The sequence below is a fragment of the Pseudomonas rubra genome (genome assembly GCF_028656935.1).
Classification (GTDB): Bacteria; Pseudomonadota; Gammaproteobacteria; order Pseudomonadales; family Pseudomonadaceae; genus Aquipseudomonas; species Aquipseudomonas rubra.
The window spans coordinates 31,736-56,962 of sequence record NZ_JAMDGZ010000031.1 but is presented as its reverse complement, the minus strand read 5'-3'; the positions used below and the strand labels follow the sequence as shown (position 1 = coordinate 56,962).

The window sequence follows — 25,227 nt, the reverse complement described above, 5'->3', positions numbered from 1 at the left end:
TTACAATGAAGCCAGGGCAGTCAATGGCGCCAGCACCACACTGGCCGCCGCCAGGCCCAGCAGCAGGCGTGGCTGGTAAGGCAAGAGAAACACCCAGAGGGTGACCCCGGCCATCAGCACCGCGAACAGCTCGACCAAGCCCATAGCCCAGCCGCTGTGGCGCACGGCCAGCAGCAGCGCCAGGGTCAGCAGCAGCCAACCGGCCACCCGCAAAGCCTTGAGCTGTGCACTGCCGGGCTTATGCCCAAGCAGGTCCTTGTAGTGTTTTTCCATGGCCAGGCACAGGGCGGCGAAACCGGCGAAACCAAACAGGGCAATGGCCAGCATCAGTTCACCTCGCTTTCGATCAGCTTGCCGGGCGCAGCCTTGGGCGCACGCTTGGCCGCAACCACCGGCGCCCGCCACATCTTGCTGGCAGCCCAGGCCAGGAACAGGCCGCTGGCCAGTGCGGTGAGGTCGAAGCCGGCCATGGCCCAGTCACCCACGGCAATCGAGTGGTTCAAGCCCTGGCCGGTGGTCAGGCCGTTGAGCAGCGGCAAGGCCGCCCACATCAGCGCGCCCAGGCCCAGTTGCTCGGCCCAGGCACGGCGGCCCGGGCGCAGCATGGCGTGCAGCAGCGACAACGCCCAGAGCAGGAAGAAGCTGTTGATCTCCCAGTCGGCGCGGCCTTCAACACCGATTGGCAGCAGGCGGTTGGCCCAGAAGAACGCCGCCACGCCGATCAGCAGGCCGCTCATGCTGGCGATATTGAGCACCTCGACCAGGCGCAACTCGAACGGCTGGGTGCCGCTCTTGGCATGCTTGAGCTGACGCTTGCCCAGCCACATCACCAGGCCAGTACCGATCACCGCCGTACCGGCCAGGCCGAAGAAGAAGTACAGCCAGCGCAGCCAGGGCCCAGCGAAAATGCCCATGTGCAGGCCGTACATGCCACCGGAAATCAGCATCGGCGTGGCCTCGATCTGGCTACCGCCCTCGAGCGTGCCATTGACCCCGTCGAACAGCCAGCCACCGCCACGCTGGTGAGCGATGCGGTCACCGGCATGGCGGGCGAAACGTACCCGGGCGTTCTGGTCACCGGGGTTCTGTACCTCGACCCACGCAAGATTGGCCCCGGGCGCCTGCTCCTGGACCTTGGCGTACAACTGCGGCAAAGGCAGCAGCGGCGCCGGGGTGCCAGCGGCCTGTACCTGGCTCTGGCCGCCGAACAGATCATTGAAAAAGCCACGGGTGTTGTCGCCATAGCTGGCGATGATGCTGGCCGGCATGACCATGGCCATGAAGATCACCAGGCTGCTGTAGCTGATCATCAGATGAAACGGCAGCACCAGCACGCCAATGGCGTTATGCCCGTCGAGCCAGGAACGCTGGCCCTTGCCCGGGCGGAAGGTGAAGAACTCCTTGAAGATCTTCTTGTGGGTAATGATCCCGGTCACCAGGCCCAGGAGCATGATGAACGCGGCAAAGGTCGACAGCCAGCGGCCCCAGGGATGAGGCATCTCCAGCTGGAAATGGAAGCGGTAGAAGAACTCGCCGCCACGGGTTTCGCGCGCCTGCAGTTCGGTGCCGGTGGCAGGGTCGAGGGTCTTGGAGATGAAGTCTCGGCGCCCGCCACCCGCCTTGGGCCAGCTCACGCTCAACGCCGGTTCACGGGCGTTGGGCAACTGGATAAACCAGCTGCCTGCGGTCGGCGCATGCTCCTGCAAGTAGCGCTGGGCCAGGTCCAGGCTTGCCGCCGGGTCCAGCGCCCGGCTGGGCACTTCCGGCTGGGTCCAGTGGCTGATTTCTTCCTTGAAATAGGACATTGTCCCGGTCAGGAAAATCGCAAACAGCAACCAGCCGAAGATCAGCCCGGTCCAGGTGTGCAGCCAGGCCATGGCCTGGCGAAAGCCCTCTTTCATGGGTTTTTCATCCAGTAGACCAGTCCGTTGATCATACCCAGCACCAGGCTTGGCAGCAGTACACCCAGCCAGGCCTGCCAGGCGCTACGACAGGCGAAGCACCAGAGAAAGGCCACCAGGTAAAACAGGAACGACAGCATCATGCCGCTGATCACCGCCTCGGCACGGGGCACCGGCAACAGCAGGGTGATGCAGACGCTGGCCATGGCCGCCAGCAGGTAACCACCGAACACGGCAGCCAGGCTGCGGGAGGTCACGGCCAGGCGATAGCTGATGGGTAGCCTGGCGGCTTTGCTTTTCATGGCATCCGTCCATTACGAGAAGCGCACAATAGTAATGATTTATATTCTCACAAGCAAAGCCGCAGGCCAGACGGATCAGAACGACAGGTCTACGCCCATGGTGTAGCGGCGGCCGTCCAGTACGGTCTGGTAGTTGTCGTAGTCCACTTCCTTGTTGAAGACGTTGTACACACCGGCCAGCAGCTTGACGTTCTTGGTCACCCGGTAGGTGCCGCCAAAATCGACGAAGGTGTACGACGGCGTGCCGTCGGACATGGTGGTACGGCCCAGGTAGTCCGAGGTCTTGCCGCGGTAGTTCAGGCGCGCCCAGGTGCCCAGCTGATCAGTGGCCTGCCAGTCGAGGGTGGCGTTGAACATGTGCCGTGGCATCTGGTTCAGGGCCTTGCCCTTTTGCGGGCCGCTCTTCTGCTCGGAGGCGGTGAAGGTGTAGTTGGTGGCCAGCGATACGGTTTGGGTGATGTCCCAGTCCAGGGTCGCTTCAACGCCGCGCATCTGTGCTTCGTCAACGTTGACCCGGTCACTGATGAACTTGTACGAGGTACCGCCGATCTGGCACTGGCCCGAGGCATTGCCGGTGCTGTCGGTGCAACGGCGGGTCTCGGTGATCTTGTCCTTGAAGTCGGTATTGAACAGGGTCAGGCCGGTGGAGAAACCTTCGAGGTTGTCCCAGATGAAGCCGATTTCCTGGCTCAGGCTCTTCTCCGGCTTGAGGCTGGAGTTGCCGACGATGATTGCTGGGTCGCCGCCGCCACCGGTGATCTGGCCCCAGTCATCCACGGCCGCACGGATGTCCGGCGAGCGATAACCACTGGAAACACCACCCTTGATGGTCCACTGCTCGGTCGGGTGGTAAACCCCGTACAGCCGTGGCGACCAGTGGGTGCCGTAGTTCTCGTCACGGTCCATGCGCAGGCCGCCGGTCAGGGCAAAGGCCTCCGTCAGGCGCCATTCGTCTTCGGCAAACAGCGCCCAGGACCAGCGGGTCAGCTGGTTGACGCTGGCCGCCGAGGCCAGTTGGTTGCCTTCATCGCTAAGATCTTCGTACTTGTACTGGCCACCGAAGGTGGTGATGTGCGAATCGCTGAAGAACGACACCTGCGAGTTGAGCACGGTGTTTTCCAGCTCCATGCGTCGGCCCGGGTTCTCGATCTTCTCGCGCTGCAGGTAGCTCTCGCTGGTGATGCCGTCCCAGCGCCCGGAGTGGGTCACCGAGAAGTTGGTGCGGTCGTAGTCGTTGCGGCTGTCGGATCTGCTCGCCGAACGGCCTTTGTGCGAATTGCGTTCCTGCTCGGACTTGCCCGCTTCCAGGGTGATGTCGTTGTGCTCATCCGGAGTGAACGACAGCTTGGCTGTTGCGCTGTCGGTGCTCTGCTCGTTGAAGCCGTTGACGATATGGTCTTCGTCGCGGCGCGAGCGCTGACCGTACAGTTGCAGGCCGACCAGGTTGTCGACCAGCGGCCCGGAGATGAAGGCGTTGGTGCTGTTGTAGTCACCCGAGTCGGAGCGGTCCTGGAAGGTCGTTTCAGTACGGATGCCGCCGTACCACTGCGGAGTGACCTTACGGGTGATGATGTTGATCACCCCGCCCATGGCATCGGAGCCGTACAGCGACGACATCGGCCCGCGCACCACTTCGATGCGCTCGATGGCTTCCAGCGGCGGCATCCAGCCCTGCTCGATACCGGCGCCATCGCTGTTGGGGCGGGTGGCGCGCGAGTCCTGGCGTTTGCCGTCGACCAGCATCAGGGTGTACTTGGAGGCCATGCCGCGAATGCTGATATCGCTGGAGCTGGCACCGCCGGTGACCACCACGCCTGGCACATCGCGCAGGGCATCAGTGACGTCGCGGTAGGACTTGTTCTCGATCTGCTCGCGGGTAATGACCGAAATCGATGCCGGTGCATCCTTGATCTGCTGGGAGAAACCCGACGCGGTCACCACCATGTTGTCCAGCTCCAGCGGCTGGGTCTGGGCGGTGGCGTGGGCGCTGTACAACGAGCAGAGGGTGAGCGCGAGGCAGGATTTGCTGAAAGTCGGGGACACGAGGACCTCTCCCTGAGAAATGTAAATGTTGCGTAAATTCATCTAGGGAGTGAATGCTATTTATTCTCAAATGAGAGTAAAGCGTATTTACGTTTTTTACATTTTCCCGATCCTCTGCTACGCCCGTCAGTCAGGCGCCGATTGCCGAGGGGCAGCACCTTTCACTACAATGCGAACAATTCTTATTCTGTTGCGCATCCTGGCGCCGGAGTGTTCACGGTGCCCAGCGCTCCCTCTTCCTCGCTCGAAGGCCTCTACGTCGACCATCACAACTGGCTGACCGGCTGGTTGCGCCGGCGCCTGGGCTGCCCCGACAGCGCCGCAGACCTGGCCCAGGACACCTTCATGCGCCTGCTCCAGGCCCGCGACACGCCGCTGCTCAACGAGCCGCGGGCGTTCCTCACCACCGTGGCCAAACGGGTATTGTGCAACCACTACCGTCGTCAGGACCTGGAGCGTGCCTACCTGCAGGCCCTGGCGCAGTTGCCTGAAGCACTGGCGCCGTCGGAAGAGCACCGGGCAATCATTTTCGAAACCCTGCTGGAGCTCGACCGCCTGCTCGACGGCCTGCCCCTGCCGGTTAAACGGGCCTTCCTGATGGCCCAGGTCGACGGCCTGAGCTACAGCGAGATCGCTGCGCAACTGGGCATTTCCCTGGCCACGGTCAAGCGCTACCTGAACAAGGCGGCCATGCGCTGTTACTTTGCCCTGTGAACGGCCATCAGGAGTTTTCCCCGCAGGTGGCCGAACAGGCTGTGCACTGGTTGATCGAGATGCAAGGCGGCGCCCTCGATGCGCGTCAGCAGCAGGCCATGCAGCAATGGTTGCAGGCCGATGACAACCATCGTCGCGCCTGGGAGCACATTGAGCGGATCAACCAGCGTTTGCGCGGCCTGTCCTCACCCCTGGCCCATGCGGCCTTGCAGGCGCCACGTTCGGCCAGCCGCCGACGGGCGCTGAAAACCCTGCTGATCCTCGGCGTCGGCAGTGCCAGCGGCCTGGCCTTGCATCAGCACAGCCCGCTGCCAACCCTGCTCGCCGATTACCGCAGCCCGGTGGGCGAACGCCGGCGCCTGGACCTGGACGACGGCAGTCTGTTGCAACTGAACACCCGCAGCGCCGCCGACGTGCGTTTCGATGCCAGCCAGCGCCTGGTGCGTCTGCTCGAAGGTGAACTGCAACTGACCGTGGCCGGTGATACGCGACCACTGCAGTTGCTCACCGAACATGGCCTGGTGAACCTGAGCAACGGTCGCTACAACCTGCGCCAGTTCCCGCAGTACAGCCAGTTGGCGGTGTTTGAAGGCAGCGCCAGCCTGGCCGGCAAGGTCCTGCAAAGCGGTCAGCAAGCGCGCTTCAACGGCCCGCAATGGCAGGCCAGCCAAGCCCTGGACAGCAATGCCGGAGCTTGGGTCGACGGCATGCTGATGGCCGCGCACATGCCCTTGGGCGCATTCCTCGAGGAACTGGGCCGCTACCGTCGCGGCCAGCTCAACTGCGCGCCCGAGGTGGCCAACCTGCTGATCTCCGGCAGTTATCCGCTGGCCGACAGCGAGCGCATTCTCGACCTGCTCGAAGTAGCGCTGCCGGTGCGCGTGCGGCGCTTTACCCGCTACTGGGTGACGGTCGAAGCGCGGGCCTGAATCTTTTTTCAACTGACCTGAGCCGTTTTTGAATCTCGCGTGACAGAGAAGGCAGAACCCTTTGCTTCGACCTTCTCAAGGACCTCCCGCATGCCCCTTCGACCGAGTCCACTTGCCCAGGCCCTGCGCACCCTGCTGCTGGGTGCCAGCCTGAGTTTCACCACGCTTGCCGCCCTGGCGGCCGAGGCCCCGGCGCGCACCTACCAGATCGCCCCGAGCAGTCTGGAAAACGCCCTGAATCAGTTCGGTCGCGAAAGCGGTGTATTGATTTCCTTCGGCTCGCAGGTCACCAGTGGCGTGCAAAGCCCCGGCCTGCAAGGCCAGTACAGCCCGCAGCAAGGCCTCGACGCATTGCTGCAGGGCACCGGCCTGCAAGCGCGCGCCGAGGGCGAGAATGCCTTCAGCCTGCAACCGCTCGCCGGCGCCAACGCGCCGGTCGAGCTCGGCGCCTCCACCGTGGTTGGCGACTGGCTGGGCGCGGCGCAGCAGGACAACGTCTTCGAACACGCCGGTGCCCGTGACGTGATCCGCCGTGAAGAATTCGAACGCAGTGGCGCCACCACCGCCCGTGAAGTGCTCAACCGCATCCCTGGTGTCAACGCCCCGGAAAACAACGGCACCGGCAGCCATGACATGGCAATGAACTTCGGTATTCGCGGGCTCAACCCACGCCTGGCCTCACGCTCCACCGTGCTGATGGACGGCATCCCGGTACCATTCGCCCCCTACGGCCAGCCACAGCTGTCGTTCGCCCCGGTCAGCATGGGCAACATGGACGCGGTGGACGTGGTCCGCGGCGGCGGCGCCGTGCGGTACGGCCCGCAGAACGTCGGCGGCATCGTCAACTTCGTGACCAGGGCGATCCCCGACGAACCAACGGTCAAGGCCGGCTTCCAGACCCAGACCAGCCCCTCGTCCAGCCATGACGGTTTCAAAACCAGCGCCAACCTGCTGGCCGGCGGCACCAACGCCAACGGCCTGGGCGGCGCCCTGCTCTACTCCGGCACCCGTGGCGGCGACTGGCGCGAACACAGCGATACGCAGATCGACGACCTGATCCTCAAAGGCAAGTACCAGCTCGACGAAGCCAACAGCCTGCACGCCATGGCCCAGTACTACGAGGGCGAGGCGCAGATGCCCGGCGGCCTGAGCGTTGCCGACTACGATGCCGACCCGTACCAGTCGACCCGACTGCAAGACAAGTTCTGGGGCCGCCGGACCATGTTCAACTTCGGCTACGACTACAAGGAAGACGCCCGCCAGTTCAGCGTCAACAGCTTCTTCACCAAGACCCTGCGCAGCGGTTACCTGGACCAAGGCACTTTCGTCTCGCTGTCGCCGCGCGAGTACTGGGTACGCGGCATCGAAACACGCTTCTCCCAGGGCTTTGCCCTCGGTGAAAGCTGGCATGAAGTCGGCGTCGGTTACCGCTACATCAACGAAGCCGGCCATGAACTGCGCTACCGCGAGCCGATCGCCGCCAACCAGCTGCCAACCACCGCCAGCCGCAACGACCGCGACACCCGTGGCGGCACCCAAGCCCATGCGATTTTCCTCGATGACCGCATCGACATCGGCCAATGGACCATCACCCCGGGCATCCGCTACGAGATGATCGACTCCGAGCAGTCCAACAAGCTCACCGGCCAGCGCTACCAGGGCGACTACAACACCGCCCTGCCGGCGCTTAACGTGATGTATCACCTGAGTGACAGCTGGAACCTGTACGCCAACACCGAAGGCTCGTTCGGCAGCGTGCAGTACAGCCAGATGCCCAACCGGGTCAGCAGCGGCGAAGTGAAACCGGAAAAAGCCCGCACCTGGGAGCTGGGTACCCGCTACGACAATGGCAACCTGCAAGCCGAAATCGGCGCGTTTTTGATCAATTTCGACAGCCAGTACGAAAGCAATCAGACCAACGATTCGGTGATCGCCCGCGGGGAAACCCGCCACCAAGGCATCGAGACCAGCGTCAAGTACGCCCTCGAAGGCCTGAACCCGGTACTGGCAGGTTTCGACGTGTACGCCACCTACGCCTTTGTCGACGCTAAAATCCGTGAAGATGGGCCGAACAAGGGCAATCGCGTGCCCTTCTCGTCCCGCCACAAAGGTACCCTGGGCATCGGTTACACCGAGGGCCAGTGGAAGCTCAACCTCGACAGCACCTACCAGAGTGACCAGTTCGCCGACAACGCCAACACCTCGGCCGAAAGCGCCGATGGCAGCACCGGACGGATCCCCGGCTACATGCTGTTCAGCAGCCGCGCGGCCTACGACTTCGGCCCGCAACTGTCGAACCTCAACGTCGCCGTGGGGGTGAAAAACATCTTCAATCACCAGTACTACACCCGCTCGTTCGACGACAACAACAAGGGCAAGTACGTGGGAGAACCTCGTACGGTATACCTGCAGACCTCCGTCGCGTTCTGATCCAGCGCATGCAAAAGCCCGGCCGCCGCCGGGCTTTTTGCTACAAGATATTTTTATTTCAAAAGGGCTTGAATTGTTCCGCCAACTGCCTGACCTTGTAGTCAAGAGGCGATGGTTCTCACAGGCCGCCAAGGCCCCATCGATTCTCTTGCGAGCTAGCTGAATAAGGGATTGAACTATGCAAATCCAAGTCAATAGCGACAACCATATTCAAGGCAACATCCGGCTGGAAGAGTGGGTCCGCAGCACGGTAGAAAGCACGCTCGAACGTTTTGAAGAAGACCTCACCCGCATCGAGGTCCACCTGCGCGACGAGAATGGCGACAAGCCAGGTCCGCATGACAAACGCTGCCAGATGGAGGCACGCCCAAAAGGCCATCAACCGATTTCCGTAAGCCATAAATCCGCATCCCTCGACCAGGCTGTCGAAGGCGCCGCAACCAAACTGGACCACGCCCTGGAGCACTTCTACGGCAAGCTGCGCAGCAAACGCGCGGTCGCCCAGCAAAGCATTGACGGTGCCCCGAATGACGGGCTGTTGCAGGAAGAATTCCTGGAGAACGAGCAAGCTCGACTCAACGGATAAGCCGTAACGCAGACGGTAAAAAGGCGAGCCCAAGGGCTCGCCTTTTTTGTAGGAGCGGGCTTGTGGGAGCTGGCGTTGCCAGCGATCGAGCGCGAAGCGGTCGTCACTCAGGCAACACATGATGTGCTGGCTGTACCGGCCTCATCGCCGGCAACGCCGGCTCCCACAAAGCTCTATGTACACCGGACAATCATGGAATCTCCCACAGAGTCCTGCGCCTGTTACTTCGCTTCCTCGATTTCCTTGCCATTGGCATCAATAGCCTTGGTCGACGGATAGCGGTACGAGGCATAACGCACCACCAGGATCGCGAACGCCAGCAGCAGAATGCCGCCACACACGTACAACAACCCCACGTCAGGCGCCTTGTGGTGCGAGACATCGCCAATCAGCAGGCGGGTCAGTGCAGTAATGGCCACATAGAGCAGGAAGCGGATCGGCATGTGGTTGGTCTTGAAGTAGATCCCCACCATGGCGCCGAGTTCGAGGTAGATGAACAGCAGCAGGATGTCGTCGACGCTGACGCCCTTGCCGAGCATCTCGATGAAGGTGACCACGGCCGCGTAGGCGGTAATGCCACCGATGCCGAACAGGGCCAGGTAATGGAACGACTCGACGCACAGGTTGCCCAGCGAGTCGGCAGAGCCATGCAGGCGCTTGCGCAGTTTGTCAGCCCAATTGATGCTCACGATACGGTTTCCTTGATACGGCTGGAAGGATGATGCGCCAGGCGCATGACGCTTTGTCGGTATGCAGTAAAGAGGCCAGGCCCCCTGCTTGAGAAGGCGACCGAATGCCGCAAGGCACAGCCATCGCTGGCGGTGCCTTCATCCTTTCAATTCGCGGTTACCGCAGCGCGTTCATTCCAGGGCCGACGCCGGGCCGAAGAACTCGTAACGGCTCTGTTGCTCGGGCACGCCCAGGCCCTTGAGGTGGCGCTTGATGCTGGCCATGAAGGCTTTGGGGCCGAGGAAGTAGGCATCCACATCACGCTCTTGCGGCAGCCACTGACCGAGTTGATCGGCGCTGAGCAGGCCCAGCGCATCCGCCGGCTGGCTTTGGCCATCGTCTTCGGCATAGCAGTAGAAGCGCTTGACCTGCGGGTGGCGCGCCGCCAGTTCATCGACCCAGTCACGGAAGGCGTGCACCGCACCGTTGCGCGCACAGTGAATGAAGTGCACCAGGCGCCCGCTGGCCAGCGCAGCTTCGAGCATCGGCAGGGTCGGAGTGATGCCAACGCCACCGCTGATCAGCACCAGGGGCTTGTCGCTGGCGCTCAGGGTGAACTCGCCCGATGGCGGGAACAGGTTGATGGTATCGCCCACGACGAACTGCTCGTGCAGGTAGCTGGAGACCTTGCCACTGGCTTCGCGCTTGACGCTGATGCGGTACTGGCCGGCATTGCTCAGGGCCGACAGCGAGTAGTTGCGGCGTTGCTCCTGGCCATCGATGACCAGTTGCAGGCCGATGTACTGACCAGGCTCGGCCTGCAGGATCGCCCCGCCGTCGACCGGGGCGAAGTAGAAGGAGACGATTTCACTGCTCTCCTCGACCCGCTCGACCAGCGTGAATTCGCGCGCACCACGCCAGCCGCCAGGGGCCGCGGCTTTTTGCGTGTAGATATCGCCTTCAGCACCGATGAGGATATCGGCCAGTTGCTGATAGGCCGCGCCCCAAGCGGCAATCACTTCGGGGGTGGCGATGTCTTTGCCGAGGACTTCTTCAATGGCGCGCAGCAGGCAGCTGCCGACAATCGGGTAATGTTCCGGGAGGATCTGCAAGGCCACATGCTTGTTGATGATCTGCCCGACCAGGCCACCGAGCTGCTCAAGCTGGTCGATGTGCCGGGCATACATCAGTACGCCATTGGCCAGCGCCCGGGGCTGGTCGCCACTGGCCTGGTGCGCCTGGTTGAACAGCGGACGCACTTGCGGGTACTCGCTGAGCATCAGTTTGTAAAAATGAGTGGTCAGCGCTTCACCGCCGCTTTCCAGCAGGGGTACGGTGGCTTTGACGATTGCACGATCCTGGGCATTGAGCATGGATGACTCCTGAGCCTGTGGCTTCTTGATGAATGCCTGAGCTATTACAGCTTTCGTGCCAACTATTAAGTAGTTATAAATCAATGACTTATAAAGTAATGAGTCATAAAGACAACAACTGCGATATAGTCATTTAGACTTACAGGAGTCTTTATGACCGCAAAATCCTTGCTCACCGCCTTGCTGCCGCTGGTCAGCGACCTGTCCCGCGAGTTGCCCGAGCGCGAGCGCTACCGGCGCCTGCTCGAAGCCATGCGCAGCCTGCTGCCGTGCGATGCCGCCGCCCTGCTGCGCCTGGACGGTGAATGGCTGGTGCCGCTGGCGGTGAACGGCTTGAGTACCGACACCCTCGGGCGACGCTTCAAGGTCGATGAGCATCCGCGATTTGCTGCGATTCTCAGCCGCAGCAAGCCGACCCGCTTTGCCAGCGACAGCACGCTGCCCGACCCTTACGACGGCCTGGTCGAAGGCCTGCACCAGCACCTTGAGGTGCACGACTGCATGGGTTGCCCGCTGTTTGTCGATGAACGACCCTGGGGCCTGATCACCCTCGATGCGCTGGACCCGGAGCAGTTCCAGCAGGTCGAGCTTGATGCCCTGCAGGCCTTTGCCAGCCTGGCGGCGGCCACAGTCAATGTTGCTGAACGCATCGAGCGCCTGGCCTTGCGCGTCGAAGACGAACACCAGCGCGCCGAGGTTTACCGCCAGGCCAGCGGTCAGCAGCACAAGGAGCTGATCGGCCAGAGCAAGGCGCACAAACGCCTGCTGGAAGAAATCCGCCTGGTCGGCAGCAGCGACCTGACGGTGTTGGTCACCGGCGAAACCGGGGTTGGCAAGGAGCTGGTGGCCCAGGCCATCCACCAGGCTTCGAGCCGCGCAGCCAGGCCGATGATCAGCCTCAACTGCGCGGCGCTGCCGGACACCCTGGTCGAGAGCGAGCTGTTTGGCCATGTGCGCGGCGCCTTTACCGGCGCAGTGGGCGAGCGGCGCGGCAAGTTCGAGCTGGCCAATGGTGGCACGCTGTTTCTCGATGAAGTCGGCGAGTTGTCGCTGAGTGTGCAAGCCAAGCTGCTGCGCGTGTTGCAGAGCGGGCAGTTGCAGCGCCTGGGCTCGGACCAGGAGCACCGGGTGGATGTGCGCCTGATCGCCGCGACCAACCGCGACCTGGCCGAAGAGGTGCGCGCCGGGCGCTACCGCGCCGACTTCTACCATCGCCTAAGCGTGTACCCGCTGCTGGTGCCGTCACTGCGTGAGCGTGGCCGTGATGTGCTGCTGCTCAGCGGCTACTTTCTGGAGCAGAACCGATCGCGCATGGGCCTGGGCAGCCTGCGCCTGAGTGCTGAAGCCCAGGCCGCGCTGAGCGGCTACAACTGGCCGGGCAATGTCCGGGAGCTGGAACACCTGATCGGCCGCTCGGCGCTCAAGGCCCTGGGGCAACACGCGCAACGGCCGAAAATCCTCACCCTGGAGGCTGCCGACCTGGATTTGCGCCCGGTCCAGGCCTTCCCGACACAAGCCCAAACCACCGCGTTGGCTGATCAGCCACTGCCCAGCGGCGACCTGCGCCAGGCTCTGGACGACTACCAGCGCCAGTTGATCCAGGCTTGCCTTGAGCGCCACCAGCAGAACTGGGCCAGCACCGCCCGCGAGCTGGGACTGGACCGGGCCAATCTCAGTCGCCTGGCGCGGCGCTTGGGTCTACGCTGATTGCACCGAGTGATTAAAGCCACGGGCTGCCGGGTCGATAACCTGGCATCTCCCTCAATTACTCTGCCCTGAAGGTGCCTATGGCGTCGCAAAATGCCCGCGCGGACTCGCTGTCGCTGCTGCTGTTCACCCTGCGCAGCGGCAAGCTGATGGCGATCAACCTGCTCAAGGTCAGTGAAATCATCCCCTGCCCGCCGCTGACCAAGCTGCCGGAGTCGCACCCTCACGTCCAGGGCGTGGCCACCTTGCGCGGCAACTCGCTGTCGGTCATCGACCTGTCGCGGGCCATCGGCGAGCGGCCACTGGCAGATCCGCCGGGTGGCTGCCTGATCGTCACCGACATCAGCCGCTCCAAGCAGGGCCTGCACGTGCAGGCGGTGAGCAAGATCGTCCACTGCCTGAGCACCGACATCAAGCCGCCACCTTTCGGTTCGGGCAGCAAGTCGTTCATTACCGGCGTAACCCGGGTCGATAACACCCTGGTGCAGGTACTGGATATCGAAAAGGTTATCCACGGCATCGCCCCGCCGCCCCGCGAAGTGGCCACCTCGCAGCTCAGTGCCGAAGACGCCGCCGTGCTGGGCGCCACCAATATCCTGGTGGTCGATGACAGCCAGGTGGCCCTGCAGCAATCGGTGCATACCTTGCGCAACCTCGGTATCGAATGCCACACCGCGCGCAGCGCCAAGGATGCGATCAATACCTTGCTGGAGCTGCAAGGTACCGAGCGCGAGATCAACGTGGTGGTGTCGGACATCGAGATGTCCGAGATGGACGGCTACGCCTTCACCCGCACCCTGCGTGAGACGCCTGACTTCCAGCACCTGTATGTATTGCTGCACACCTCGCTGGACAGCGCCATGAACAGCGATAAAGCCAAGGACGCCGGGGCCAACGCGGTGCTGACCAAGTTCTCTTCGCCGGAACTGACCGACTGCCTGATCGTCGCCGCACGCGCCGTGGCCTTCGCAGAGCGCTAAAACAAAGCAGGCTTACGCTGCACTTGAATGTGCCTGACGCTCAGGCACAATGAGGCGCCCGACGTTCCGAGTATCCGCCACCAACATGGCTGCGCTATCCACTGTCCATTTCGACTGCACCGGCTGTGGCAAATGCTGCACCGGGCACCATGTACCCCTGACCCTCAGCGAAACCCGCCAGTGGCTCGATGCTGGCGGCCAGCTCATTGTCCTGGCCGAAGCCTTCCTGGCCGACGGCCCGGGCCTGCCCGAAGCACAGCGTGAACACGCCATGCGCCGCGCCTGGCCCGTGCCCTGCGGTAGCAGCGAGGTTTGGGTAAGCATCACCTTCGCCGCCTTCAATCCGGGGCGTTGCCGCCATCTGGGTGAGGACAATCGCTGCGGCATCTACGAGACCCGCCCGCTGGTGTGTCGGATTTATCCGATGGAAATCAATCCACACATCCCACTGCGCCCCGAGACCAAGGACTGCCCCAGCGAAGCCTGGCACAGTGGCCCGCCGTTGATTCATGGCGAGTACCTGGTCGACCGGCGCCTGGCCGAACTGATCGAGCGCTCGCGCCAGGCCGACCGCGACGATATCCGCGCCAAGGTCGCCATCTGCCAGGCCCTGGGCATCAATGTCAGCGCGCTAAAGGGCAATGGCTTTACCGCCTACCTACCCGCTGTTGCGGCGCTGGCTCAAGCGCTTGAGCAACCGCCACTCGACCAGCCGATTGCGCCCTGGAGCCTGCACGTCGTAGACCCGGCCTTGTGCGCAGAGCTTGAGGCCTGCGCCGTCCAGGTCTGCAGCGAGCAAGGGGCCCATTACAGCTTCATCGGCTTCTGAATCGCGCGATTGGCTATCGGTAGGTAATGGTGAAGTTGACCGCCGCATTGGCGATCCCTCCCGTAGGCCCGGCATCGCCGACCTGGATGTAGCGTGCGGCCATTGGCAAGGTGATGCTGCCGTTCTGCAAACGCCGGATGGGGACATCCTCGTTCAAGGCCAGCGGGCTCAAATCATCCTTGAGTACCTGCACGGCCACGCCCGTGGCCGTGGAATCAGCTGTCAGGCCCACGATCCCGCGCGGCCCATCGACCACACTGGAGCCATTGCGCGGGTCCAGACGGATGTGGGCAAAGTGGTTGTTGGCCGCACCACTGCCGTTGCTGCAGCCACTGAGCGGAATGTAGAACGCCATGGCATCGCTTGAGGCCCCCTCGCCGTTGAAGTCGCTCTGGTTCCAGCTCCCCAGATCGACCCTGATCTGCTTGCCCGGCTTAGACGGCAAACTGCATTGCGCGACGGTCAAGGTACCGCTGTTGATCTTGATGTCGATCATCGGGCCGATGAGGTTGCTCGAGTATCGGGCCAGTGTAAGGCCAGACAGCGAATACGGGCCATTGCCCGGCTCGATGGGGCCGGTCTTGATGATCCGGTAGCCCAGCGTTACGTGCGCAATTCTGTCGTAGCTCCCACCGACAACTCCCAGATTGTGTGCAACGTAAGGCACGCCGGAGCGGTTGGCCCCTGTACCTGGCACATAATTCCACCAGGGCATATCCCATGACGCCGGTGACAGTCGGGTGTCGACCACCACGGCAACACCCGGGATGTCCGAATGCAGCAGCACTTCACCCGCGCTAACCAACGGCGAGCCATTTTCAGCACGCAGTGGTGAGCTGACCGTATACACCGCAGCGCTGCTACACAATTGGCCGGGATTGAGGGCATGCACTGAGACCTCGCGATCCCTGATCACCGTGCCGGGTGGGGCATCCCTGGGTACGTAAAGCGCGCCCGCACTCAGGTTGACGTTAAGAAAATAACCCGGAGCGAAGTCACAGGACCAAGCGCTAAAGGGCGCGCCAAACAGCAACGCGGCCAACAGCCGGCGGCCGTTGTTCAAGCGGTGAGAACTCATCTGATTTTGCCTCTCGTATTCTTGAAAGTACCGCCACACTTGAGCCGCGGTGATCTGCTGAGGATGTCACGCTCATTTGTAGGTAATGGTGAACCCCGCTGCCGCGTTGGCAGTACCCGCATCAGGCCGGTCAGCCCCTGCCTGGATGTAACGCGCGGCAAGATCAAGCCAGGTTGTGCCAAAGCCAACCCTTTCTATGGGCAGCTCTTCCAGTAGCGCCAGCGGCGTAAGATCTGACTTGAGCACCTGAACACCGACTCCACTGGCCGTGGAGTCGCTACTCAGTCCGAGAATGCCCCTTGGCGCATCAATGACCGTCGAGCCGTTTCGCGGGTCAAGACGCATATGGGCATAGACGCCAGGCGCATGTGGGTCACTCACTCCGTAGGTGCAATCATTGAGTGCAATGCGAAACGCCCGGTGCTGGGTCCCTGCCCCTTCTCCAGCAAAGTCACTTGGCGTCCAGGTCCCCATCGGTACCCTAATCTGATTGCCGGGTGCCGCTGGCAGGCTGCATTGGGCAACACCCACCGAGCCTTGTGAAATCACCACATCCATAAGGGGTCCGTTACGGTCACTGGCGATCTGCATCACCGTCGTGCCGTTCAGAAAATGATGGCCCGGTTGCACAGGCCCGATCTTTATCAAGCGGATTCCATAGTCAAGATCGCGCATGGATACCAAGCGGTCGCTGCGGATGTGGCTGACCGTATGAGGGACGCCGCTGCCCAGTCGCCCTGTGCCCGGGGTGTAGACCAACGAACCATCAGCGGAAAGACGTGCGTTCATCACCAGGCCAATTCCGGGAATCGGGGTCCGCAGCAGCACTTCGCCTGGATCGACCAGCGGCGAGCCATGGATCGGAGCCAAAGGGGTAGTGACCTGGAAGGTCACAGGTCCACGGCAATCAATCCAGTTACTACTGAAGTTCACCAACTGCTGCGGCCTGTCCCAGAATACCGTGCCGTCCGGTGTATCCCGGCCGACATTGTTGTAACCCGCGCTGATGTTCAGGGTTTTGAAGAACCCCTCCGGAAAACAGGCGTGCACTTGCGAGGAAAAACACGCGCTCAGAAGCAGCAAGCAACGACCGAACCATCCGGTTACTTTTTTCACGGTGTCACTCCTGCATCATCGGCAATGGGCTGACAGGTCGCTTGCACCTGGCGATAGGTATCACTGACAGGTTCCAGACCTGCGGCCTCAAGCGACGCCCAGCATTGCTGATGCGCCGCCTTGCCCCACCGGACCCGGACCTGGTTACTGGCCTCCGGCAGGGTCAGCAGCACTTGCCCGCCCGGCCCGACCACACCGACCGACTGTTGCTCGCCGTCGAGCACCTGGGCACCGAACGGTGGATGGCCACCGTCGACCAAGCGCAAGTTGAGCAGAATCTTCTCGGACCGTTTGGCCTCGAACGAAGCCTTGACCACCGCACCCCGGCGCGGCACCACCTGGGCTACGCCATTGTCGATGTCGACGTTGTGGTCCAGATCCTGGGTATCCAGGCTCACCCGGTTCTTACGGTACGGCGTCATGTAAGGGATGACCGAATAGCCATCGGCATTGGTGCGGGTACCCGGCGCGTTGAGCACGCCGACATCGGCCGTATCGGCCACATGCACCAGGCCCATGGTCTCGCCCAGGGTATGCCCTAGCGCCAGGCCGTCGGCATGGGCAATCAGTGAGCCGGCCAGGTTGATGCTGGCCTGCTCGTAGCGCTCGCCGCCACTGAGCCCTGCCCCTAACTGGGCGAAGGGTGCCAGGTAGTTGACCGACGCCGAACCGGACGAGCCGCTGCGCTCGCTGTGACTGGCGTCGATGTTGTAAGACAGGTGCCCATCACGGCCGGCCCGCCCGCGGAACCCGGCCCGTTCGTCATAGCTGCCATCATCGTTGCGTGTCAGTGCCAGATTGGCGCTGCTGCCACCGCCCAAGGGCAAGGAAACGCTCAAGGCAATCTGACTGGATTGGCCAAACGAGTCGACCAGGCTCTTGCTCGCATACAGGCCGTAGCTGACGCTGCGGTACTGGGTGTTAACGCCCAACTGCAACTGCCGCTCCCGCCGTGAGGTGTTCCAGTAGTCCTGCTGGCTGAGGTTCAGGTAAAAAGCGGTGCTGGCAAAATTGTGGGCCACGCTGGCCTGCACCCGGCTGCGCTTGGTGGCGCGATCGAAGGTGGCATTGTCGTGCTGCCAGACGGCCTCGGCAAAATCCCGATAGCCTTCGGTGGAGTAGCGGTAGCCGGCAAAGCGTACCGAGGTACCGGTAGCGAACGCCTTGCCGTAGCGCAGACCATAGCTCTGGCCGGTGTCGCGGCGGCTGTCGGCGCCGTCGGTGCGGGCCTGGGTCGCATCCAGCGAAACCGCGCCGAAATGCCCGAGGTTCTTACCCAGCCCCAGCAGCGTGGCCTGATAGAAATCGTTGCCGAGCACACCGCCATACACCGTGTAGTCGGCAGGCAGGCCATAGGCCAGGGTTGCCTGGCCGAGTTTGGGCCGGTCGCCTTCGTCGGCGGCGTTGTATTCGCCCAGGGTCAGGCTGTAGCGCCAGGCCTTTTCGCGCATCAGGTTACCCAGCGTCGCATAGGGCTGGGTAAAGCGTCGCTCACGCCCATCGGCCTCGGTGATGATCACTTCCAGATCACCACTGCCGCCTGCGGCGTTGAGGTCATCGATCTCGAACGGCCCTGGGGGCACGTAGGTCGAGTACAGCGAATAACCGTTGTGCAGCACCTCTACCTTCGCCCGGGTTTCGGCTACGCCGCGTACCACAGGGGCATAGCCCTGCAGCGAGTCCGGCCACATACCCATGTCGGTTGCCAGTTGTACGCCGCGAAACGGCAGGCTGTCGAAAACATCGCCCACAGTAAAGCTGTCGCCCAAGGTCAAAGTGCCAAAGGTTGCTGGCAAGTCGGTCTGGGCATAGGTATTGGAGCGTTGCCACTGACGCCCCAGCACCGAATCCTGGCTCAGGTAAGCATTGGAGCGCAGGCGCCAGCCGCCGAGATTGAGGCCACCGTTCAGGTACAGGTTGTACTGGCTGTTGCTGCCCTGGTCATCGCTGTGGCCTTGGGCTGCGACGAACTGATAATTGAGCATGCCGGCATTGATGCCATCGTCCCATTCGCTGGGCGAGACATAACCGACCGCATCGCGCTGCAGGGCAATTTGCGGAACGATGATATCCACGGCCAGGTAGGCCGCATCGAAGCTGACGGCGGCGCCTTCGATCACTGCGGCCAAGTCCACGCAGTCGAGCGTGGTCAGCTGTGCCTTGTCGAGCAAGGCTTCGAGCTTCACGCCCATGTCCAGCAATAGCGCTGGTGTCAGGCAGGCCGCAACCTCACCGGCGCCCTGGTCATCGAAACGCAATTCGCGCCGATCGAAAAAACTCTGGTTCAAGCGAATCGACACCGAATACAGACCGGGGCCAATCTGGGTGCTCTGCGCTATCGCTTCCAGATCAAGGTTCGGACCAGCCGATCCGCCGCCAAAAGACTGCATGAAACTGCTGTCGAACGTAGCCGAGTGGGCGCTGCCAGGGCCTGCCACTGCTGCCAGGGTAAAAACCACGGCCAGCGGCAGGCCGCCGGCAGAACGAGGGGCTCGCCAGGGGCACGGTAACTCAAACATTGCACTTACTCGATTCCAAGCCTGCGCAAGCGGGCTCTGCGATAGTCCGGGCCAGCCCTCAGCGTGCGTCGCTCAGGCTAACCTGCTCGGGGTCGGTGAAACCGCCATGGTCGTTGATCACCGAAAACACCACGCTCTGGGGCGTCCAGTTCAAGCCGGGCTCAATCTCGTAAACCCGGCGTGAACGCGGCGCCACCATGACGGGCTTGTCGATCTCGCTCTCACGCTCGCCGGCAGCGACCTTGATGTGAATGAACGAGATATGAAAAGGCGATGGGTTGTGCACTTCCAACAGCGCTTTACCCTGGTCCCGACGCAATACCCATTGCAGCCCGGGCAGCGCCTCAAGCAACGAACCCTCAAGGCCCTTGGGCCGGTAGAACAGTTTGATTCGGGTGCGCAGCGCTATCTTCAGCGTGCCGTCCTCCTCACTGTTGGCGGCGGGAATTTCCTGGGCATTGAAGTAGAAGACCGACTCGCGATCACTGGGCAGGTCATTTGCGGTGGGCACGATGCGCACCATTTGCTCCTTCATCGAGTCCAGGCGAAACAGCGGCGGCGTGGCAATAAAGGGCGCAGCGATGACATTGTCATCGGCCTCGGTATTGACCCAGACCTGCACCGCGTAAGGTTTGTCGGTGGCATTGCCAGCCGTGACAGACACATCACGCTTGTTGGCATCGAACACCACCCGGGTATTGCTCAGAATGATCCCGGCCTGGGCACTCATTACCGGCAGCATGGCCAGCACGCCTGCCAGGCAGAGGCGCAAACCCAGTTCATATCGAAAAAACCGATGCATGACTGCTTCCTCGATGCTGCCACCGGTGCGTACCGGAGTACGCACCGGCGGTGTGGGTTACTGGATGTTTACAGTGAACAGCGCCTTGGCATTGGCCGGCCCTGGTGTTGCGGTCCCGGTGGCGATGTAGTTGGCGGTGAAACGCATCGGTTGGGTCAGGTCGACGTACTCTTCCGACGCTTCGGACATCGGCAGCTCAATACCACGACGATCACGTAGCTGCACGGCGACATTGGTTGCCGCCCCTGCAACGTTTTCCAGCGCCAGCCACTGGCCGCTCGGCCCTACCGAACCACTGACCGGCAGGAAGGTCACGGTGGCCGATTTACCCGAGACATCACAGCCGGGGTCGGAACTGTTGACCTGCAGATTGAAATACCCGCCACCAGCGACCATGCCAGCGCTCGACAGGCTGCTGGTCGGCACTTCATCACCTAGTTTGACAACACCGCGAACGCCGCCGGCGCTGTCACCAATCTCGATGGCGCAGGTGCTGTTGACGATGAAACCTTCGAAGCTGATTTCGCCATCAGCGGCCTGGGCGAGCTGAGTGACACCGGCGAGGGTCAAGGCGGCGAACAGGCCGCTGAACGTGAGCTTTTTCATTGCAACTCCAGATAGGTTGTGCGCGTCTTGCGCTGGATATTGGCGACGTGCAACAGCAACCCGCAGGTCAGCGTCCGACCTGCTTCCCCTGCTGCACACGACGGGGGCCACTATGCCTTCACCGCCCTTGGGCAAAGACCTGGAGAAGTCCGAGTGAAATAGCTATGTTTCCTAAAGAAGATCGGGAAAATTCTGGTGGGTGCGACGATTCGACTTGCTCCGCGATTGCGTTCTGTCAGCCACATCGCATCGCGGGGCAAGCCCGCTCCCACCACAGCCCCTTGCCGCGACAGCTGTCAGTGCTGTCAGTTTGCAGTCACGCTGTTGACCTGATTGAGCGGCTATAACCGTCAGTATCGACCTCATGTCCGCGGTGCCCTGCAAGCATGCCAATCAAGCCTCGTTCCCTTGCTCTCTGCACCCTGCTGGTGGCCATGGCCGGCACCTCGCTGTGGCTGTTCAACCGCCCGGGCCAGGAAAAACCCGTCACCAGCAGCGCTATCCCGGTACGCGTGGTCAGCGTCAAGCAACAGGACGTACCCCGCTTTGTCAGCGCCATCGGTTCGGTGCTATCGCTGCACAGCGTGGTGATTCGCCCGCAGGTCGAGGGGCTGTTGACCCAGTTGCTGGTCAAGGAAGGCCAGGCGGTCAAGCAAGGCGACCTGCTGGCGACCATCGATGATCGCGCGATCCGTGCCAGCCTCGAACAGGCCAAGGCCCAGCTGGGCCAGAGCCAGGCGCAATTGCAGGTGGCCGAAGTCGACCTCAAGCGCTACCGCCTGCTGAGCAGCGACAATAGCGTGTCGCGTCAGACCCTCGACCAGCAGCAGGCGCTGTTCAACCAGCTCAAGGCCACGGTGCTGGGCAACCAGGCGGCGATTGCTGCAGCCCAGGTGCAGCTTTCCTATACCCAGATCCACTCCCCGGTCAGTGGCCGGGTGGGCATTCGCAATGTCGATGAAGGCAACTTCCTGCGCGTCGCCGATGCCCAGGGGCTATTCAGCGTGACCCAGATCGACCCCATCGGCGTCGAGTTCTCGCTGCCGCAGCAGTTGTTGCCAACCCTGCAAGGCCTGCTCGCCGCGTCAACCCCGGCCGTGGTCCAGGCCTACCTGGAAGGCGACGGCGACAGCGGTGGCACCCTGCTCGGCGAAGGGCGGCTGACCCTGATCGACAATCAGATAGCGGCAAACACCGGCACCCTCCGGGTCAAGGCCGAGTTCGCCAACCCCGATGCACGCCTCTGGCCCGGGCAACTGGTGACCCTGAAGCTGCAGACCGCGCTGGAGCAGAAAGCCCTGGTAGTCCCGCCGCAAGTAGTGCAACGCGGCATCGACGGCCACTTTGTGTACCGTATCAATGGCGACAAGGTCGACAGCGTGCCGGTCAAGGTGCTGTACCAGGACAGTGTGCTGAACATCATTGCCGGGGTCGGGGCCGGTGATCGCCTGGTGTCCGATGGCCAGTCGCGGCTCAAGCCCGGCGCCCAGGTCGAAGTGGCCGCCGATGCACCGCCGGTAGAAGACGTGGCCAGCGGCAAGGTGCAACCATGAACCCGCGCGGCTCGATCAGCGCCTGGTGCATCGACCGGCCGATCGCCACCGTGCTGCTGACCTTCGCCCTGGTGCTGCTCGGGGCCATCGCCTTTGGCCGCTTGCCGGTGGCGCCGCTGCCCGAAGCCGACTTCCCGACCATCCAGGTCACGGCGCAATTACCCGGTGCTAGCCCGGAAACCATGGCCTCATCAGTGGCCACGCCCCTGGAAGTGCAGTTCAGCGCCATCCCCGGCATGACCCAGATGACCTCCAGCAGCGCCCTGGGCTCGACCAACCTGATCCTGCAATTCAGCCTCGACAAGAGCATCGACACCGCCGCCCAGGAAGTCCAGGCGGCGATCAACACCGCCAGCGCCCGCCTGCCTCAGGATATGCCCAGCCCGCCGACCTGGCGCAAGGTCAACCCGGCCGACAGCCCGGTGCTGATCCTCACCGTAAGCTCGGCGCAGATGCCGGCCAACGAACTCAGCGACTACGCCGAAACCTTGCTGGCCCGCCAACTGAGCCAGATCGACGGCGTCGGCCTGATCAACATCACCGGGCAACAGCGCCCGGCCATCCGCGTACAGGCCCAGCCAGAAAAACTCGCCGCCCTTGGCCTGACCCTGGCCGACCTGCGCCAGGCCATCCAGCAAACCAGCCTGAACCTGGCCAAGGGCGCGCTGTACGGGCAAAACAGCGTGTCGACCCTCGCCACCAACGACCAGTTGTTTCACCCCGAGCAGTACGCGCAGTTGATCGTCTCCTACCGCAACGGTGCTCCGGTGCACCTGCAGGACGTCGCCACGGTCATCAACGGCGCCGAGAACGCCTACGTCAAGGCCTGGTCTGGCGAACAGCAGGGCCTGAACCTGGTGGTGTTCCGCCAGCCCGGGGCCAATATCGTCGACACCGTCGACCGGGTCATGGAGGCCTTGCCCGGCCTTGAACAGATGCTGCCGGCGGCGGTGCAGGTGTCGGTACTCAACGACCGCACCCAGACCATCCGCGCCTCGCTGCACGAGGTCGAGATCACCCTGATGATCGCCGTGTTGCTGGTGATCGGGGTGATGGCGCTGTTCCTGCGCCAGTGGTCGGCGACCCTGATCGTTTCCAGCGTGCTTGGCGTGTCGCTGACGGCAAGTTTTGCGCTGATGTACCTGTTCGGTTTCAGCCTCAACAACCTGACCCTGGTGGCCATCGTCATCGCCGTGGGCTTTGTGGTCGACGACGCGATCGTGGTGGTGGAGAACATCCATCGGCACCTGGAGGCCGGCGATAACAGCCGCGAGGCGGCGCTCAAGGGCTCTGCCGAGATCGGCTTCACTGTGGTCTCGATCAGCTTCTCGCTGGTTGCCGCGTTCATTCCACTGCTGTTCATGGGCGGCGTGGTCGGGCGCTTGTTCAAGGAATTCGCCCTGACCGCCACCTCGACCATCCTGGTGTCGGTGGTGGTGTCGCTGACCCTGGCGCCGACCCTCTGCGCCCTGTTCATGCGTCGCCCCCAGCAGCACCCGCAAGACACCTCCGGCCGCCTGCTCGGCTGGTACCAGCGCGGGCTGCTCAAGGCCCTGGTGCACCAGCGGCTGATGCTGGGCCTGTTCGGCCTGACCCTGGCCTTGGCGGTGGCCGGCTACGTGGCGATCCCCAAGGGCTTCTTCCCGGTACAGGACACCGGCTTCGTGCTCGGCACCAGTGAAGCGGCGGCCGATGTGTCGTACCCGGACATGCTCGCCAAACACCAGGCACTGGCGAAAATCGTCGAGGCCGACCCGGCGGTGCGCGCTTTTTCGCATGCGGTCGGGGTTACCGGCAGCAACCAGACCATCGCCAATGGCCGCTTCTGGATTGCCCTCAAGGATCGCGGCGATCGCGATGTCTCGGCCAGTGAGTTCATCGACCGGCTGCGGCCACAACTGGCCAAGGTGCCGGGCGTGGTCCTGTACCTGCGCGCCGGCCAGGACATCAACTTGAGTTCCGGGCCGAGCCGCAGCCAGTACCAATACGTGCTCAAGAGCAACGACGGCGCGGCGCTGAACCTGTGGACCCAGCGCCTGACCGAACGGCTGAAGGCCAACCCGGCCTTTCGCGACCTGTCCAACGACCTGCAACTGGGCGCCAGCGTCACCCGCATCGACATCGACCGCAAGGCGGCAGCGCGTTTCGGCCTGACCACCAGCGACATCGACCAGGCGCTCTACGACGCTTTCGGCCAGCGGCAGATCAGCGAATTCCAGACCGAGACCAACCAGTACAAGGTGATCCTCGAACTCGACGCCCGCCAGCGCGGCAAGGCCGAAAGCCTCAATTACTTTTACCTGCGCTCACCGTTGAGCGGCGAGATGGTGCCGCTGTCGGTGCTGGCCAAGGTTGCAGCGCCGAGCACCGGGCCGCTGTCGATCGCCCATGACGGCCTGTTCCCGGCGGCCAACCTGTCGTTCAACCTGGCGCCCGGTGTCGCCCTCGGCGATGCGGTGCAGATCCTCGAACGCACCCAGCGCGAACTGGGCATGCCCGACGCGATCATCGGTACTTTCCAGGGCGCGGCCCAGGCTTTCCAGAGTTCCCTGGCGAGCCAGCCGTGGCTGATCCTCGCCGCGCTGGTGGCGGTGTACATCATCCTCGGCGTGCTCTACGAGAGCTTCGTCCATCCACTGACCATCATCTCCACCCTGCCCTCGGCCGGGCTCGGGGCCCTGGCGCTGCTGTGGCTGTCGGGCCAGGACTTCAGCATCATGGGCCTGATCGGCATCGTGCTGTTGATCGGCATCGTCAAGAAGAACGGCATTCTGCTTGTCGACTTCGCCCTCGATGCCCAGCGGCACCAAGGGCTGAGCCCCGAAGAGGCGATCTACCAGGCCTGCCTGACACGCTTTCGGCCGATCATGATGACCACCCTCGCCGCCCTGCTGGGCGCGGTGCCGCTGATGTTCGGCATGGGCGCCGGCGCCGAGCTGCGCCAGCCGCTGGGTATCGCCGTGGTCGGCGGGCTGCTGGTCAGCCAGGCCCTGACACTGTTCACCACACCGGTCATATACTTGGCCCTGGAGCGCCTGTTCCACCGGCGCCAGCAGGCCGTGCCCCTGGCGCAAACCGATGCCCGTTGAG

The 25,227-nt window shown here is 62.9% G+C and carries 20 protein-coding genes; 9 read left to right on the top strand and 11 right to left on the bottom strand.

The features are described 5' to 3' along the window. The 4 genes from M5G17_RS15140 to M5G17_RS15125 form a co-directional block, all read right to left on the bottom strand. Complete coding sequence (locus tag M5G17_RS15140; protein WP_273893706.1) at nt 1–327, bottom strand: DUF3325 domain-containing protein; 327 nt, start codon at nt 325–327, stop codon at nt 1–3. Then, nucleotides 327–1,901, bottom strand: a complete 1,575-nt coding sequence (locus M5G17_RS15135; protein WP_273893705.1) for a PepSY-associated TM helix domain-containing protein — start codon at nt 1,899–1,901, stop codon at nt 327–329. The genes M5G17_RS15140 and M5G17_RS15135 overlap by 1 nt, the downstream gene beginning before the upstream one ends. After that, nucleotides 1,898–2,203 carry a DUF3649 domain-containing protein gene (locus M5G17_RS15130; protein WP_130266248.1) on the bottom strand — a complete coding sequence of 102 codons (306 nt, stop codon included), beginning with the start codon at nt 2,201–2,203 and terminating at the stop codon, nt 1,898–1,900. The genes M5G17_RS15135 and M5G17_RS15130 overlap by 4 nt, the downstream gene beginning before the upstream one ends. 75 nt (nt 2,204–2,278) lie before the next feature. Beyond that, nucleotides 2,279–4,246, bottom strand: a complete 1,968-nt coding sequence (locus tag M5G17_RS15125) for a ligand-gated channel protein (protein WP_273893704.1) — start codon at nt 4,244–4,246, stop codon at nt 2,279–2,281. Between the two features lie 219 nt (nt 4,247–4,465). Between M5G17_RS15125 and M5G17_RS15120 the strand changes: the two genes are divergently transcribed. The 4 genes from M5G17_RS15120 (at nt 4,466) to M5G17_RS15105 (ending at nt 8,905) form a co-directional block, all read left to right on the top strand. Then, nucleotides 4,466–4,960 (top strand): sigma-70 family RNA polymerase sigma factor, encoded by a 495-nt coding sequence (locus M5G17_RS15120; protein WP_273893703.1) that lies wholly within the window; start codon nt 4,466–4,468, stop codon nt 4,958–4,960. A gap of 59 nt (nt 4,961–5,019) precedes the next feature. Continuing rightward, the gene (locus M5G17_RS15115; protein WP_420793358.1) at nt 5,020–5,889 is read left to right on the top strand and encodes a FecR domain-containing protein; all 870 of its coding nucleotides are present in this window, start codon (nt 5,020–5,022) and stop codon (nt 5,887–5,889) included. A 90-nt stretch (nt 5,890–5,979) separates the two neighbouring features. Beyond that, a complete protein-coding gene (fecA, locus tag M5G17_RS15110) occupies nt 5,980–8,319 on the top strand; it encodes a TonB-dependent Fe(3+) dicitrate receptor FecA (protein ID WP_273893701.1) in 2,340 nt (779 codons plus the stop codon). Nucleotides 8,320–8,497: 178 nt separating this feature from the next. Next, entirely contained in the window at nt 8,498–8,905 is a 408-nt protein-coding gene (locus tag M5G17_RS15105; protein WP_273893700.1) for an HPF/RaiA family ribosome-associated protein, read from the top strand. A gap of 221 nt (nt 8,906–9,126) precedes the next feature. Here the strand turns inward: M5G17_RS15105 and M5G17_RS15100 are convergent, their stop codons facing one another. Together M5G17_RS15100 and hmpA are read right to left on the bottom strand one after the other, a co-directional pair. Next, nucleotides 9,127–9,594 (bottom strand): phosphate-starvation-inducible protein PsiE, encoded by a 468-nt coding sequence (locus M5G17_RS15100; RefSeq protein ID WP_273893699.1) that lies wholly within the window; start codon nt 9,592–9,594, stop codon nt 9,127–9,129. 171 nt (nt 9,595–9,765) lie between these two features. After that, nucleotides 9,766–10,947, bottom strand: coding sequence for an NO-inducible flavohemoprotein (hmpA, locus tag M5G17_RS15095; protein ID WP_273893698.1), 1,182 nt, complete (start codon nt 10,945–10,947; stop codon nt 9,766–9,768). 153 nt (nt 10,948–11,100) lie between these two features. Between hmpA and norR the strand changes: the two genes are divergently transcribed. The 3 genes from norR (at nt 11,101) to M5G17_RS15080 (ending at nt 14,463) form a co-directional block, all read left to right on the top strand. Beyond that, nucleotides 11,101–12,654 carry a nitric oxide reductase transcriptional regulator NorR gene (gene norR, locus M5G17_RS15090; protein ID WP_273893697.1) on the top strand — a complete coding sequence of 518 codons (1,554 nt, stop codon included), beginning with the start codon at nt 11,101–11,103 and terminating at the stop codon, nt 12,652–12,654. A gap of 80 nt (nt 12,655–12,734) precedes the next feature. After that, the gene (locus M5G17_RS15085) at nt 12,735–13,634 is read left to right on the top strand and encodes a chemotaxis protein (RefSeq protein WP_273893696.1); all 900 of its coding nucleotides are present in this window, start codon (nt 12,735–12,737) and stop codon (nt 13,632–13,634) included. Between the two features lie 85 nt (nt 13,635–13,719). Beyond that, nucleotides 13,720–14,463 carry a YkgJ family cysteine cluster protein gene (locus tag M5G17_RS15080; protein WP_273893694.1) on the top strand — a complete coding sequence of 248 codons (744 nt, stop codon included), beginning with the start codon at nt 13,720–13,722 and terminating at the stop codon, nt 14,461–14,463. A 13-nt stretch (nt 14,464–14,476) separates the two neighbouring features. Here M5G17_RS15080 and M5G17_RS15075 read toward each other — a convergent pair whose 3' ends face one another. The 5 genes from M5G17_RS15075 to M5G17_RS15055 form a co-directional block, all read right to left on the bottom strand. Next, on the bottom strand, nt 14,477–15,541 hold the full coding sequence (locus M5G17_RS15075; RefSeq protein WP_273893693.1) for a fimbrial protein: 1,065 nt from the start codon (nt 15,539–15,541) through the stop codon (nt 14,477–14,479). 72 nt (nt 15,542–15,613) lie between these two features. Continuing rightward, nucleotides 15,614–16,657, bottom strand: coding sequence for a fimbrial protein (locus M5G17_RS15070; RefSeq protein ID WP_273893691.1), 1,044 nt, complete (start codon nt 16,655–16,657; stop codon nt 15,614–15,616). Beyond that, nucleotides 16,654–19,176: a fimbria/pilus outer membrane usher protein gene (locus M5G17_RS15065; protein WP_273893690.1), complete on the bottom strand. Its 2,523-nt coding sequence runs from the start codon at nt 19,174–19,176 to the stop codon at nt 16,654–16,656. Before M5G17_RS15065 ends, M5G17_RS15070 begins: the two co-directional genes overlap by 4 nt. Nucleotides 19,177–19,234: 58 nt before the next feature. After that, entirely contained in the window at nt 19,235–19,978 is a 744-nt protein-coding gene (locus M5G17_RS15060; RefSeq protein ID WP_273893689.1) for a fimbrial biogenesis chaperone, read from the bottom strand. A 57-nt stretch (nt 19,979–20,035) separates the two neighbouring features. Next, nucleotides 20,036–20,584, bottom strand: coding sequence for a fimbrial protein (locus tag M5G17_RS15055; protein WP_273893688.1), 549 nt, complete (start codon nt 20,582–20,584; stop codon nt 20,036–20,038). A gap of 386 nt (nt 20,585–20,970) precedes the next feature. Between M5G17_RS15055 and M5G17_RS15050 the strand changes: the two genes are divergently transcribed. Both M5G17_RS15050 and M5G17_RS15045 read left to right on the top strand, forming a co-directional pair. Further along, the gene (locus tag M5G17_RS15050) at nt 20,971–22,137 is read left to right on the top strand and encodes an efflux RND transporter periplasmic adaptor subunit (RefSeq protein WP_273893687.1); all 1,167 of its coding nucleotides are present in this window, start codon (nt 20,971–20,973) and stop codon (nt 22,135–22,137) included. Then, nucleotides 22,134–25,226: a multidrug efflux RND transporter permease subunit gene (locus tag M5G17_RS15045; RefSeq protein ID WP_273893686.1), complete on the top strand. Its 3,093-nt coding sequence runs from the start codon at nt 22,134–22,136 to the stop codon at nt 25,224–25,226. Before M5G17_RS15050 ends, M5G17_RS15045 begins: the two co-directional genes overlap by 4 nt. The last annotated feature ends 1 nt before the right edge of the window (nt 25,227 follow it).

Bases quoted from the DNA above. Each gene is read 5' to 3' on its own strand.
- M5G17_RS15060 (WP_273893689.1), bottom strand. From the start codon at position 19,978: ATGCATCGGTTTTTTCGATATGAACTGGGTTTGCGCCTCTGCCTGGCA.
- M5G17_RS15075 (WP_273893693.1), bottom strand. From the start codon at position 15,541: ATGAGTTCTCACCGCTTGAACAACGGCCGCCGGCTGTTGGCCGCGTTG.
- M5G17_RS15080 (WP_273893694.1), top strand. From the start codon at position 13,720: ATGGCTGCGCTATCCACTGTCCATTTCGACTGCACCGGCTGTGGCAAA.
- hmpA (WP_273893698.1), bottom strand. From the start codon at position 10,947: ATGCTCAATGCCCAGGATCGTGCAATCGTCAAAGCCACCGTACCCCTG.
- M5G17_RS15130 (WP_130266248.1), bottom strand. From the start codon at position 2,203: ATGAAAAGCAAAGCCGCCAGGCTACCCATCAGCTATCGCCTGGCCGTG.
- M5G17_RS15135 (WP_273893705.1), bottom strand. From the start codon at position 1,901: ATGAAAGAGGGCTTTCGCCAGGCCATGGCCTGGCTGCACACCTGGACC.
- M5G17_RS15140 (WP_273893706.1), bottom strand. From the start codon at position 327: ATGCTGGCCATTGCCCTGTTTGGTTTCGCCGGTTTCGCCGCCCTGTGC.
- M5G17_RS15115 (WP_420793358.1), top strand. From the start codon at position 5,020: ATGCAAGGCGGCGCCCTCGATGCGCGTCAGCAGCAGGCCATGCAGCAA.
- M5G17_RS15085 (WP_273893696.1), top strand. From the start codon at position 12,735: ATGGCGTCGCAAAATGCCCGCGCGGACTCGCTGTCGCTGCTGCTGTTC.
- M5G17_RS15065 (WP_273893690.1), bottom strand. From the start codon at position 19,176: ATGTTTGAGTTACCGTGCCCCTGGCGAGCCCCTCGTTCTGCCGGCGGC.
- M5G17_RS15105 (WP_273893700.1), top strand. From the start codon at position 8,498: ATGCAAATCCAAGTCAATAGCGACAACCATATTCAAGGCAACATCCGG.
- norR (WP_273893697.1), top strand. From the start codon at position 11,101: ATGACCGCAAAATCCTTGCTCACCGCCTTGCTGCCGCTGGTCAGCGAC.
- M5G17_RS15050 (WP_273893687.1), top strand. From the start codon at position 20,971: ATGCCAATCAAGCCTCGTTCCCTTGCTCTCTGCACCCTGCTGGTGGCC.
- fecA (WP_273893701.1), top strand. From the start codon at position 5,980: ATGCCCCTTCGACCGAGTCCACTTGCCCAGGCCCTGCGCACCCTGCTG.
- M5G17_RS15055 (WP_273893688.1), bottom strand. From the start codon at position 20,584: ATGAAAAAGCTCACGTTCAGCGGCCTGTTCGCCGCCTTGACCCTCGCC.
- M5G17_RS15045 (WP_273893686.1), top strand. From the start codon at position 22,134: ATGAACCCGCGCGGCTCGATCAGCGCCTGGTGCATCGACCGGCCGATC.